The sequence below is a fragment of the Streptomyces sp. NPDC031670 genome (assembly GCF_055580545.1).
The window spans coordinates 53,875-67,164 of record NZ_JBVILC010000018.1; the positions used below are offsets into that span (position 1 = coordinate 53,875).

The following is a 13,290-nucleotide window of genomic DNA, read 5'->3' on the forward strand; positions in this document are numbered from 1 at the left end:
GAGAAGATCGCAAGTAGGGGGCAGCATGTGGACAGCGGTGTCGTCGAGCGGGGTACCGGCAACGGAACGTTTCGACTGGTTCTCGGACATGGTGTCGCGGGAGGTGGTGCCCACCGCGATCAGCAGTGAGTGCCCGGCCCGCTTCCAGGCCGAGGCCGCCGTACTGGACCTCGGCGGCCCGCAGATGTCGAGGCTCGCCTACCTGCCTCTGCGCTCGCGGCGCACTCCCGCGCTGATCAGGCGCAGTGACCCGGAGCAGTACCAGCTGGCACTGGTGACCAAGAGCTCCATGGCGCTGTCGCAGCAGGGCAACGACTGCGGCGTAACCGCCGGGGACCTCGTGATGTGGGACACCTCCCGGCCCTGGGTGGCCCAGTCCCCCTCCCAGGGCGGGATGGGCGAGCTGGTCGTGCTGCAACTGCCGCGGTCCGCGCTGCCGTTGCACACACGCCAGATCGAGCGCCTGCTGGCCCGGCGCATTCCCGGCGGACACGGCATGGCGGCGATGCTGGCGTCCTTCATGAGGTCCCTGGTGGACAACGGCGACCGGTGCACGCCGCAGGAATTGAGCAGTCTCGGCACCGTCACGGCTCAGCTCGCGGCAGCCTGCCTGGCCCAGCACCTCGACGTCGAGGAAGACCTCCCCGCCGAAGTGCGCGCACAGACGCTGCTGCGGCAGATCCGCACGTTCATCGAGCACCGCCTGGGCGACCCGGAGCTGACCCCCTCCGTCATCGCCGCTCACCACAACATCTCCGTTCGCTCACTCCACCAGCTCTTCCACGGCACGTGCGAGAGCGTCCACGCCAGGATCCGCCGACGCCGTCTCGAACAGTGCCACGCCGACCTGGCCCGTCCCGACGTGCGCGCGCCGATCCAGGCCATCGCGGCCCGCTGGGGCTTCACCAGACCCTCAGTGTTCAGCCGTTGCTTCCGCGAGGCGTACGGAGTCAGCCCCTCCGAATTCCGTGCGCTGAAGATCAAGGAACTGTGCGCTGAGTGCACAGCGCGGTGACGATCTTCCTTCCTAGGCTCGGTGGCGACTGATCAACCACCAGTACAGGGGGAGCGAGACCGTGGTGAGGAAGACAGGCGCCCGGGCGGCCATGGCGACGGCAGCGGTGGCCGCCCTCGGATTGATCGCCGCATCTCCGGCGAACGCGGGCGGGGGTCCGAGCACCCACCGGATCGTGAACGTGGCCAGCCACAAGTGCCTTGAGATCCCGCTGAACCACGACTACGACGGCGCACCGGCCCAGCAGTGGGACTGCAACGGCGGCGCGAACCAGACCTGGATCGTGGACGGGGTGCAGACGGCCGACGGCCGGCTGGCGTGGACGTACCGCAACGCCGAGAGCGGCAAGTGCCTCGAGGTCGCCGACTGGCGCAAGGACGCGGGCGCCCCGGTGCGTGTGTGGCAGTGCACGGGCGGGGCCAACCAGCAGTGGGTCGAGGAAGTCGGCCAGGTAGGCGTATCCGTCCGCAACGCCAACAGCGGCATGGCGCTGGACATGCCGGGCTTCAGTACGGCCAACGACACCGACGCCGTGCAGTGGTGGCCCAAGAGCCGCAGCGAGGCCGCCGGCAACCAGGAGTGGTACACGGCCGGCTGAAACCGGCACCGGACCGTCCACTCACCAACCGAAGGGAACACGTGCGTTTCACGCTGAAGAGAAACAGTCTCCTGTCCCGCACGGGGCTGGTGTTCGCATCCCTCCTCGCCGCCTGCGCCACGCTGATGGTCGCGCCCGGCTCCGCCTCGGCCAAGGTCACCTCCTGCTCCGGTTTCGGCTGTGACGGACACGACCCCGACATCCAGAGCTGGCAGCGCGGCCCCACCCACCGCGACGGCCGCGACCACGGCAGCGGGTTCGGCGTCGAGCTGTGGACCGGCACCACCGACGGGGACTTCTACGCCTGGGCCAAGGCCACCTATCCCACGGGCAGCAACCCCTACGACTACACCGTCTTCGTCCAGCGCTGCTACCTGGACCACAGCATGTGCGAAAACCTCGGTGAGTCCCGGGTGGACCAGCTCGCCTACGAGGGCATGGACGGCAACACGGTGATCAGGCACACCGGGATGTTCTACGACCCGGCGGCCCGCACGGCCCGCGTGTGCATGCGCGGCGCGGGCCGCGAGGAGTGCACGGGCTGGATCTAGCCGGAGCGGCCCGGCGCCAGCACCGCCGGTGCTACCGACGGCGTTACCGGCTGCTCGACGGGACCTGGACGGCACACAGGGCGAAGCGCGCGGCAGCTTGCTGCCGCGCCCTTTGCTGTCCTGCCCTGCCCGCTCGCCGCCGCGACCGTCGCGGGCAGCAGCGCCTCACCCTCAAATCCTCACGCAGTCATGGCCTCATGACTGCCCCTCACGCGTCGCCATACCGCCGCGTACGCCGCGCCCGTCAATCCACGACCTACGAAACGGGAGATCTCCCTTGAGACCTCGCAGAACCCCCCGCAGAGCACGGGTGTCCGTGCTGGCGTCGGCAGGCCTGGCCATGGTCGCCGGGCTGTTGCCGGGCAGCATCGCCTGGGCCGGGCAGCCGGACACCGACGAGGACCGGCCCCCGGTGCCCGCCGCGGCCTCACCCCGTACGGTGGCGCCCGAACAGCGCGCCGCCGCCCTCGGCAAGGACTGGAAGAACTCCACCGACCGCGCCTGGACGACGGCCGGGGACGCGACCGGGTTCCACGTACTGGTCGCCGACGCCGCCGCGGGCTACACCTGGCGCACCGTGGCGACCCTGTCGGAACCGGGCCTGGAGAGCGATCAATGGATCGGCAACGCCTGTGTGACCGGTTCGGGCAAGCGGGCCGTGGTGGTCTACGCGCCGCGGGCGTTCACCAACCGCCCCGACCTCTTCGACCGGGGTGCCTTCACCGCGGTCGTGGACCTGGAGTCGGGCAAGGTCACCAAACTGCCCCTCAACGCCAGCCTGGCCTACTTCGACCCCGGTTGCGGTGCGGGTGAGACGGCGGTCGTCACACAGGCGAGTGCGGACGGCCGCAGTGAGCAGACCCAGTTCCAGACCGTCGACGCCACCACCGCAAGGATCGTCTCCACGGGGACCGTCGACGGCCAGGCCACCTCCGCGGTCCCGGTCGGCAAGGACGTCATAGCCGCGGCCGGGCCGCACCTCATCAAGGTGACCCCGGCGGGCAAGGCGGACACGGTGGCCACCACGCACGGCACAGCGACGCGACTGCGCCCCGACGCCGACGGCAACGTCACCTTCCTCGAACCCGCCAAGGGCGGCAAGGTCGAGGTCCAGCACTTGCGCGGCCGTACGGTCAAGACCCTCGCCGTCGGCGGCCTCGGACAGGTCGGCCTGGCCCAGGGCGCGGCCGGCAAGGTCTTCGTCACCGGCAAGTCCACGGCGGCGAACAGCCTGCCCTCGACCGTGCGCCGCGTCACCGGGGCACCCGCCCACGCGGAGCTGTCGACCGAGGGCCGGCTCGCCGTCGTCCAAGCCGTTCCCCAGCACCTCGCGGACAAGGTCGCCGCACCCCTGCGGCGGGCCACCCCGACGGCCGAGGCCGTCGAGATCAAGGCCACGGCCACCGGCACCGACACGCCGCTGGCCTTCACCGTACCCACCCAGCAGACACCGGCCCAGGCCGACACCGGGGCCAGGCCCTCGCCGCTGCTGCCGTTCATCGCGGGCGGTCGCGGCAACGTCAAGAAGGCCGTCGCCGCATCCGGCAACAAGTCCGCGGCCTCGGGCGACGCGGGCAGCGACCCGGTGGACGGCGACCGCTACTGCTCGGTCCCGCGCAACGACGTGAACACTCAGGTCTACCAGCCCACCCCCAACCAGGTGGAATGGGCCGCCGACATGGCCATCCGGGGCCTGCTGACCTCCGCCAACATCAACCGGCCGACGAACTGGCACAACTCGGGACTGCCTGCCTGGTCACCGCAGGGCATGTTCCCGCCGCGCACCCTGGTCACGGGCGGCCGGATCCCGGCGCAGGTCATGCTGGGCATCCTGACCCAGGAGTCCAACCTCTGGCAGGCCAGCTCGCACGCGGTGCCGGGCGAGTACGGCAACCCGCTGATCGGCAACTTCTACGGCACCAACATCTACGCCGGCACCACGGGCTACGACCCCAAGCGCATCTGGAAGATCAACTGGGACAAGGCCGACTGCGGCTACGGCATCGGCCAGGCGACCGACGGCATGCGCATCGCCGGGCACCCCAAGGAAGGGGAGGTGCTTCTGCCGCCGGACCAGCAGCGGGCCGTCGCCGTGGACTACGCCACCGGCATCGCCTACTCGGTGCGCATCCTGCAGGACAAGTGGAACGAACTGCACACCGCCGGTACGCAGATCAAGCTCAACGACGACGACCCCACACGGCCCGAGAACTGGTTCGCCGCCGTCTGGAACTACAACGCGGGCTTCAACCCGCCGGGCAGCAACCCGGACGACCCCTCGGCCTGGGGACTGGGCTGGGCCAACAACCCCTCCAACCCCAAGTACCCGATGGACCGCGGCGCGTTCCTGGACAACAACCACTACGCGGACGCCGCGAAGCCGCAGAACTGGGCGTACGAGGAGAAGGTGATGGGATGGGGTGCCTTCCCCATCGACACCGGCCGCTCCTACGACGACAACGGCAACCTCAACAAGGGCAACACACACGGCTTCTCCCCCGCCTGGTGGTCCAATGCCTCGGAGCGCACCTTCGCCGTCAAGCCGCCGCCGCAGACGTTCTGCGACACCACCAACGGGTGCGACCCGCTCAACCCGCCGGTCTGCCACACCGTCGCCTGCTACAACCAGCACTGGTTCCACCACGACGTCACCTGGAAGAACTGTGCCGCCAAACCGACCACCCCCAACGGGCTGGTCAACGAGTGCGGCAATGAGTATCTGACCTACAAGACGGTGCGCGGCGAGCCCGGCGACGCCCGCCCCACGCTCGGCCCCTGTGACACGGCCGCCCTGCCCAGCGGCACGGTGCTCGTCGACGACCTCCCCGACGGCGCGCCGCAGAACCGCTGCTCCTCCCGCGCCTGGTCCAACAAGGGCACCTTCTCCTGGGAGTTCCGCACGGACGACGGGGGCAAGTACGAGGCCAAGGAGGACCTGCACCAGATCGGCGGCGGCTTCGGCGGCCACTACTGGTTCTCCCACGCGCGCCAGCCCAACAACTGGGACAACTACCTGACCACCAACGGCACATGGAAGCCCGACCTGGCCGATCACATCTACAAGGTGCAGGCTTTCGTCCCGTACCCCTCGCACACCACCAAGAGCGCCCACTACGAGATCACCACCAAGGACGGCAGGACGCGTGAGCGGATCGTCGACCAGTCCAAGGCCAACAACACCTGGGTGGCCGTCGGCTACTTCCAACTCGGTGCCAACGCCAAGGTCTCCCTCTCCAACGTCACCGGCGACTCCACATCCGGCGATCTGGACGTGGCGTACGACGCGCTCGCGTTCGTCCCGGTGGACGGGACGTACGAGCACCACACCTTCGACGCGGCGGCCATCTTCGAGAGCAACCAGAACCTGGACACCGACACCCCCTGGCTGATGAAGACGCCCATGCGGACGCGTCGGACCATCTACGACTGGGCGCACTCGCGCACGGCCGGCGGTACGACCTTCGACAACAGCGGACGGCTGGTCGGCCTGTCGAACTTCCAGGTCTGCGACAGCGGTGCGTACAACGACCTCTGCCTCGGCGGCAGCACATCCGCCGCGATCAAGTCCTGGCAGGCCGACGTCGACGCGGCCGGAACGGACCCGAACGCGCACCCCTCCCAGGCCGACTGGCTGGGATTCGCGATTCCCGCACCTCCGGCGACCATCGACGAGCACACCTTCGACGACGACCGCTCGTACAAGATCCGGACGCACATCGACACCTCGTACATCGTGGGCCCGGACGGCAAGATCATCCCGGGGACCGAGGAGATGGCGGACTCGGGACGTACCGGCAACACCGAGATCGCACCGTTCGCCCGCGAGTTCATCCAGGCGACGGTCAAGGACTACGGTTCCCTGGGCGTCACCCTGCCCGACTTGTCCTTCGACGCCAAGGACGGCAACGTCACCGGCCGGACCACCCATGTGGCCAACCCGCTGGAGACCGGTCTCACCCCCGGACAGGCCTACCGTTCGGGTCAACAGCCGACCACCATCGACTCCACCGGCCAATGCGTGACGACGAAGTTCGTCAGCGGTGGCAGCATCGGCTACCGCCCTCTCGACGAAGCCCCCAACACCGACACCAACATCAGCGCCTGGGTGAACAAACTCAAGGGACTCGCCGACCAGCGCAAGATCCCCACCGAGGTCGCTGACACGGCCGCCGACATCTACAGCCTGTTCTTCCGCAAGCCCTCGCTCGACGGTGGCGGCAACCCTCAGGGCTCGCTGTTCAACATGGCGCCGCCGATCTGGCAGAACGTCAGCATGGCCTTCTGCGCGGGCGGAAGCGTCAAATCCACGGCTGCGGCGAACATCGACGACAACCCGGCTACGGGCCTCGTGTACCAGAGCTACATGCCCAACCTGTACCTCTACCTCGACGGCCACATGATCGACGAGACCGGACAACCGACCAACGGACCCGTACAGCGCGGCGACTTCAAGTCGTTCTCCAACGTGCCGCTCGGCGACGACCACCACACGGGCTACGGATCCTGCGGCACCGAGATCAAGGGCAACGGAGGAAACCCCTGGAGCCTGAAGGCCATGCCCTCAGGCCTCCCCGGAGGGACCCCGGGCATCCCGATGTTCTGCGATGACGGAAGCCACGCTTCCAGCTGATGCGCTGGTCCTGGCCGCAACGGATTTCTCGTGCCTTCGGCGTCCAACTGCCGCACAGCTACATTGATTTCACGGGTCTGCGTGTTTCACCACGGTGACAATGCCAAGGCAACGACCAGTACCTCCTGCCTGTCTTCTCCTGCAGGAGTCCGCCGGATCGGCCGAGAGCCCGACCACTCCCGCCCGGTCCGGCGGTAGCCACAGCGACCACAGCGATCACCGGAGAGGAAGCCATGATCATGCGTAATCACCGTGCGGCCCTGCGGGGGACAGTCGTCGGCACGGTGGCGGCGGCCACCATCGCGCTCGCGGCAGGGGGCGCCTGGGCGAAGTCGGACATCACGTTCACGGCCGGACCGCGTGCCGTTCACGTCGGCTCGGCCGTCCACCTCGCCGGGCACGGCATGGATGACAACTCCACCTACAACCGGTTCTGCGTGCAGCAGCGCTCGGGCTCCGGCGGATGGAAAGCCCTCGCCACGCCTGCGTACGGTCCCTGGAGCGGCACGCCCAGGCCCGGCGTCGCCTCGGTTCGCGGCGCACGCCGCCGGGCGTGACCCGGCAGCCCGCCGACGTCGGTGAACCGCGAGAACCTCCCGACGGGTCACTTGTATCAGGAGCGCCCTAGCACCCGGGTGAGGCCAGCGACAAGCGTGGTGGCGAGTATCCATCCCAAGGCGACGAGGACATAGGCGAACCACTGTTGTCCGCTCGCCGACATGAACGCCTTTTCCTGCCCGAAATCAATGATGGGCAGCAATAGGTCGAGTGTATAGACGGTCGGGTTGAAGGCCGGCCCGCGGCCCGGTTCGGAGCGCTGTGGCTCATTGATGCTGAAGACGAGCGTGCCGAGGAGTGTGAGGGCGACGAGCCACCCACCGGCCAAGGCGGGGCGATAGCCATAGCCTGCGACAACATCTTGCAGCCAGTCCCAGATCCTGCTTGTCCACGGCAGAGTTGAGCGGTGGTGGCGGTACTTCGCCCGCAGGACTCTGCGGGCTTCATTGTCATGGCCGAGGACTCGATAGGCTGCCGCCAGTTGCTCATAGGGCTGCGGCATGTACTGGTCGCCGAGACTCTCGTTGAGCCAGGCGAGGCGCATGCGGGTCGAACGAGGCGGGAGCGGTTCGAGTCGCGCGTAGGTGAGCGCGTCCATATCAAGGAGCGGACCTCCTTGAGGGCGGTCAATCAGCTTGCCAATGGTGGCTCCCCGCAGCGAGACGGACTCCGCGTCCTCTCTTGCGGTATCGATCGCCAGTCGTCGCGCGTGGATCTCATCGAGCCGTATTGCGGGCTTGCCCGAAGGGGCTCCGTGCACAACGGCCTTCGACAGAACTGCTTCGCCATTGATCTGTGCGCCGTTCAGGATGATGCCGTGCGCCACCCGAATGTCCGAGGCCCAGAAGGTTTCACATGCCAGCAGATGGGCGTCAAATGCCTCTTCGGTGCCTCCGTAAAGTCCGATATCGGCTTGACGCAGGTCGACACCTCCGATCCGGGCGCCGGCCAGTGAGAGCCACTTGCCTACGGACAGGCCGAATCGGCCGTTGAACCATGTCCCGATCGTGAGAACGTTCCCGTTGATCCAACCGCCAACCTTCGCACGATCAAGGTTGAGGTCGACCGTAAAATCGCTTGCCTGGATCCATACGTTCCCCTCGACGACCGCGTCGCGCATGTCGAGGCTTGGACAGTGCAGGGCTTCCGCGCTGAGCTCAGGCAGATGCGACCTCTGCAGGTAGACGGCGAGAGTCGTAGCATGCCGAAGACTCAGAACATCAGAGAAGGAACAGGCATCAAAGTCGATCTCGCAGTCGATGGTCGCAGATGTGAGGTCGAGATCACCCATCACTCGGGCGCCCGAAACACGAAGCGCACGAACCTTCCCGGGTGTGGCGGGCGGGCCATCGAGAAGCAGGAGCGCGATTACGTGGCCTCTGATCTGCCGCTCTGGGCCCCACGCCGCCCCACCCGCCGGCGCGTCACCTGTCGCCGCTCCTGTACGAAGGTCCAACATGCTGCCGTCGCGGAACGCGGACCACAGACGGCGCTCAGGAGCGCTCCACTCTTCCGGCGGTGACAGGTCGTCGGGCTCCAGACGGTTCGCCATAATTCGTTGTACGGGAAGCACTGTCTGTGCACCAGGGTGCGGCCAGACCCCGCTGGCATGAGCAACGCAGACAGTCGCCTTGCCTCTGGAGCCGGAGGTGGGTGTGTCGCTCACGAGCTCGTCCTGCACCAGCGGGTCGGCCCTCATGCCCCGGCCACGCTTCAGGTGCCTGAACCACTCCTCGCGCAGCGAGCAAGGGTGTTCCGCGAGACCTGCCGCCCAGGAACGAGCACGCTGCTGCTGTCCTTGGCCCAGGCGCCCTACCCCAAAGCGAGCTCAGCGGAGGCATGCTCGTCCTCGGACAGGACCGTGAAGACTCCCGAGCCGGCAGGGCGCTCGACCGACGCCCTGCGCACACGGTCACGCCACTCGCGGCTGACCCACCGCGTGTCCTCGTCCCAGCGAATCCCGGCAAGACCGACCTGGCCCGGGTCGACCGCGGAGAGGTCGGCACCGACGAAATCGGACGCCGCATCGGTGACGTTGGCACATCCCTCACCGAAATCTCGGGCGAGTTCACGAGCGCGGCCGAGGTCGCGGGCGATCACGCGGCGGTAGCCCCGGTCGGGGGCGGGGTCGCTCAGGAGGACGAATTCGACGGCGCGGGCGCGGTCGATGGCCCCGGCAAGCTCTCTGGAGAGGTCGAGCACGCGGTCACGGTCGCGGGAGACGATCTGTACACGGACGCGGAGACGGATGAGGTCGAGGGTGAGGACACGGACAAGGTCGAGGGTGGCGGCGCTGATGACTTCGGGGTCGCGGCCACGGGTGCGGTCGAGAACCTGGTCGAGGGCGAGGGCAAGAGACCTGGCGTTGTCGCGGACGCTTCCCAGGTAATCGGCGAGGAGCAGGAAGAAGTCGCGGTGCTGGAACCGCACCTGCGGGGACAGGGACTTCCACCGGGCCGTGGCGTCGGCCACGCCCGGCCCCGGCTGGACGGTGCGCCCCGAGCCGGACCGCGCGGACCTGTGGAGATGCCTGGGGCCCGGAAACGGGGCTGAGACGCCACCAACTGCGGTGCCGGGACGGGACGGGGACACGGAAGGTGCCAGGGGCGGCCTGAAGCCTGGAGAGCGGCGGGAGATCACGGCCAGAACGCGACCGGCGAAGGACTCGGCAGCGACACTCACAGCCCGCCCCCGGAGTCCGTCGGGGTGCGGTGGGCGCTCACGCCCAACTCCGGCTGCGGGCTGCCGACCGAACTGCTCCCCGTTCCCGTCTCCGGCACACCACCGTCCAGCAGCACCGGCCCAGGCTGTTGCGCCAACTGGCCAAGGGATTCCTGCGCTTGCACCCCCACGCCGCCGAGCGCGGCCCGGCCCGCGCTCCTGAGCATCAGCGGAACCAGGGTGGCGGCCTGTTGGACAGCCGACAGTGCACCCAGCCCGACCAGAAACGCCACCAGCGGATTCGTGCTCCGCGGAAACGTACCCGCCGTGACACCGGTCAGAGCGCCACTCACCAACAGGCGCAGCACCGCGGCAACGCAGTACGCCCTCCATCCCGGTGCGGGCAGACTTTCCTCACCCGGGCGGGTATCAGTCGGCGCAACGGCGGGTCGACGGTGTCCGACCGCACATTCCACGGCATCCGACGATGCCACCTGATCGACTTGATGACATCGACAGCCTCCATGGACGCACCACCAGCCGCCCCCACCCACGCGGCCCCCAACCACTCCATAAGCCAAAGCTAGGGGAGAAGACGGAACAAAGAGCCAGTTTCGTACGCTATCTACGTCATCTATCAGCACGACACGGCGACGCCCAACTGATCGCGGCCCCCGAGGCCACCAGCGAGCGGAGCAGGTAGTCGTTGAGCCAGTCGCCCGGAACCAGCTCATGCAACCGGAACAAGTCCGTCGCGAAGAAACGCGCCACGAGAAGTTCCACGCCCAGTCGCTTCAGTCACTGACCAAAATCCCTGCCCAATAAAGTTGCCGTCAGTGACCGCCGGGCCGCATGATGCGGCAGGCGGCTCCCGCCACGTACGTCAGCACCGCTTTCATCCCGTGGGGGGACCTGTCCATATGGGCGCTTCGCTGCGCGCCTGGCGCGCTCTCGTCCTGCTCGCCGGCTTCTACCTGCTCGGCGTCTTCCTGCTGGCCGTCCTCGCAGGCATTAACTACGCCTTCTTCACCTCGTCGCACGGCCCGGTCGTCTACGAGACAGCCGTCTTCTCCGTGGTCCTCGCAATCCCGATCGTGCGCGGCCTGTTCATGCTCCGCACCCCCAAGAGTGATCCGCCGGCCGGTATCACCGTCAGCGTCACCGACTCCCAGGAGCCCGTGCTGTGGGAGGTCGTGCGCGACGTCGCCCGGCAGGTCGGCACCCGCGCGCCCGACGAGATCGTGCTGATGGAGAAAGTGAACGCGGCTGTCAGCGAGGACTCCTCGCTGCTGGGCCTGCGGCCCGGTACCCGTCGTCTCTACCTCGGCCTGCCGCTGATGATGGGCCTGGACGGGATGCAGCTGCGCGCCGTGCTCGCCCACGAGATGGGCCACTACGCCAACTTCGACACCCGCCTCACTCCCCTGATCGCCCGTGGCCGCGCCCAACTGATCCGTACGATCGCCCACTTCCACGAGCGCTCCGACAAGAAGATCGCCAATGAGCGCGCGAGGCAGGAGAAGCATGCCGCCAAGCGGATCGCCAAGGGCAGGAGAGCCACGAAGGTCGACACCCCGGGCCTGGGCGCGACATACCGCGGCATGGCCACGCTCTACACGGCGTACGGCAACTTCTACCTGCGCACCACCCACGCCACCGCCCGCCGCCAGGAGCTCGCGGCCGACCTGGCTTCGGTCCGGGTCGCCGGCCGCGACTCCGCCGCGTCCGCCCTGCGCGAGTTCAACGCTCTCGGCCCGGCGTTCGACTACTACATGAGCTCCTATGCCACCCTGGGCGTCGGCGCCGGCCTGCTGCCTCGCCCCGGCCAGGTCTTCGGCGGACTGCGCAAGCTGCTCGACGCCCGCGCCGAGCAGCTGGAGGAGCTGCGCCGGGAGCTCTCGACCGAACCCGCCTCCCCGTACGACTCCCACCCCGCGCTCGCCGAGCGCGTGGCCCGCATCGAGGCCCTGCCCGACGATGGCCGCGCCGGGCAGACCGCCCGCCCGGCTTTGGAACTGCTGGCCGACGCGGACGCGGCGCTGGCCGCGGTGGAACAGGTCGTCCTCACCCCGGAGGCTCTCGCTCTCAAGCGGGTGGACTGGGAGGACCTCGTCCACGAGTCGATGACCGTGTACGTAAGCCAGGGCGCGGAAGAGATCCGCGAGGCCTTCGCCGCTGAGGGCGCCGGCCCCGGGCTCGCCGCCCTTCTCGACGCGATCGACGCCGACCCCGAGGTGCGCTGGCGGATCGCCGACTGTCTCCCGAAGCCCGAACAGGCAGCCGCCGCGACCGGCCGCGCGGCCCGCGAGTTCACCCGCCCGGTCGTGCGGCGCGCCCTGAACCAGCTGGTCACCGTAGAGCTGACGGCGCGCGGCGCCGCCCGCTGGCAACTCTCCTGGTCCGAGCCGGCCGCCCTGCGCTACCCGGCTGACGGCTTCGAGGAGCAGCTCGAACGGGCCCTGGACGCGACGGTCGCGGACCTGCCCGACACCGAGCCCCTGCGAAAGCTGGTGCTCGCCCGGTGACCACTTCGACACCGCTCATGGGCGTGAGCGACACGCCGCAGTCAGTTCTGGACAGACGGCCGCGGCTTCTGGGGTGGCGGGCCGGTCATGCCGTAGGCGGTGAGGCCGTGGGAGGCGGAGTCAACGCGGTTGCCACGAGCCGGCGCGCGTAGGAGGCCTCCAGCCCGTCCGGGCGGAAGAGGATGCGGTACATCAGGGGGGCGACGACGTGGTCGACGACCGTTTCGGTGTCGGGTGGGTTCTCGTCGCGTTCGGCTGCGCGGGTGAGGATGACGTCGATCTGCTCGGCGGCATAGGCGGAGCACCGGCCGGCGTTGCTCCCGTCCGGGTCGCCGAGCAGGGCGTCGCGAATGTAGGCGCGGCCTGCGGGGGAAGCCATCTCGTCGAAGAACTGCTCGGCCCAGGCGGTCAGGTCGGAAACCAGGTCACCGAGGTCTTTGGGCTCCGTGTCGGGGCGCAGGCGCTCGACCGCCACGTCCGACATCAGTTCCTGTAGATCTCCCCAACGGCGGTAGACGGTCGAGGGCGTTACGCCCGCGCGCTGGGCGATCATGGGTACGGTCAGGGCGTCCCGACCCACCTCCGAGGTGAGTTCGCGGACGGCGGCGTGCACCGCTGCCTGCACTCGGGCGCTGCGCCCGCCGGGGCGCGCCATCTGGCGACTCATGACACCAGCTTAAAGCAAATATATTGCGTCTAGCGTCCCGGCCATAGATCGTGGCCGGGGAGCGGGGCCCGGCGGAGTGATCCGC

General features: G+C 68.6%; 10 protein-coding genes. 6 read left to right on the plus strand and 4 right to left on the minus strand.

The annotated features are described in order from the left end of the window. Window positions 1–25: 25 nt before the first annotated feature. From ACZ5ID_RS28160 to ACZ5ID_RS28180, 5 genes are all read left to right on the plus strand, one after another. A complete protein-coding gene (locus tag ACZ5ID_RS28160) occupies window positions 26–1,015 on the plus strand; it encodes an AraC-like ligand-binding domain-containing protein (protein WP_468903339.1) in 990 nt (329 codons plus the stop codon). Window positions 1,016–1,076: 61 nt separating this feature from the next. Beyond that, on the plus strand, window positions 1,077–1,613 hold the full coding sequence (locus ACZ5ID_RS28165; RefSeq protein ID WP_468903341.1) for an RICIN domain-containing protein: 537 nt from the start codon (window positions 1,077–1,079) through the stop codon (window positions 1,611–1,613). Window positions 1,614–1,702: 89 nt separating this feature from the next. Beyond that, on the plus strand, window positions 1,703–2,164 hold the full coding sequence (locus tag ACZ5ID_RS28170; protein ID WP_468903343.1) for a hypothetical protein: 462 nt from the start codon (window positions 1,703–1,705) through the stop codon (window positions 2,162–2,164). Window positions 2,165–2,441: 277 nt separating this feature from the next. Next, a complete protein-coding gene (locus ACZ5ID_RS28175) occupies window positions 2,442–6,794 on the plus strand; it encodes a golvesin C-terminal-like domain-containing protein (RefSeq protein ID WP_468903345.1) in 4,353 nt (1,450 codons plus the stop codon). Between the two features lie 239 nt (window positions 6,795–7,033). Then, on the plus strand, window positions 7,034–7,351 hold the full coding sequence (locus ACZ5ID_RS28180) for a hypothetical protein (protein WP_468903347.1): 318 nt from the start codon (window positions 7,034–7,036) through the stop codon (window positions 7,349–7,351). Window positions 7,352–7,407: 56 nt separating this feature from the next. On the opposite strand, the gene ACZ5ID_RS28185 is transcribed toward ACZ5ID_RS28180, so the two are convergent. The 3 genes from ACZ5ID_RS28185 to ACZ5ID_RS28195 form a co-directional block, all read right to left on the minus strand. After that, on the minus strand, window positions 7,408–9,018 hold the full coding sequence (locus ACZ5ID_RS28185) for a hypothetical protein (RefSeq protein WP_468903349.1): 1,611 nt from the start codon (window positions 9,016–9,018) through the stop codon (window positions 7,408–7,410). Between the two features lie 146 nt (window positions 9,019–9,164). Further along, a complete protein-coding gene (locus ACZ5ID_RS28190; protein ID WP_468903351.1) occupies window positions 9,165–9,824 on the minus strand; it encodes a hypothetical protein in 660 nt (219 codons plus the stop codon). 206 nt (window positions 9,825–10,030) lie between these two features. Then, complete coding sequence (locus ACZ5ID_RS28195; RefSeq protein ID WP_468903353.1) at window positions 10,031–10,381, minus strand: hypothetical protein; 351 nt, start codon at window positions 10,379–10,381, stop codon at window positions 10,031–10,033. Between the two features lie 552 nt (window positions 10,382–10,933). Here ACZ5ID_RS28195 and ACZ5ID_RS28200 point away from each other — a divergent pair. After that, window positions 10,934–12,538, plus strand: coding sequence for a M48 family metallopeptidase (locus ACZ5ID_RS28200; protein WP_468903355.1), 1,605 nt, complete (start codon window positions 10,934–10,936; stop codon window positions 12,536–12,538). 85 nt (window positions 12,539–12,623) lie between these two features. Here the strand turns inward: ACZ5ID_RS28200 and ACZ5ID_RS28205 are convergent, their stop codons facing one another. Continuing rightward, window positions 12,624–13,205 carry a TetR/AcrR family transcriptional regulator gene (locus ACZ5ID_RS28205; protein WP_468903357.1) on the minus strand — a complete coding sequence of 194 codons (582 nt, stop codon included), beginning with the start codon at window positions 13,203–13,205 and terminating at the stop codon, window positions 12,624–12,626. Between the last annotated feature and the right edge of the window lie 85 nt (window positions 13,206–13,290).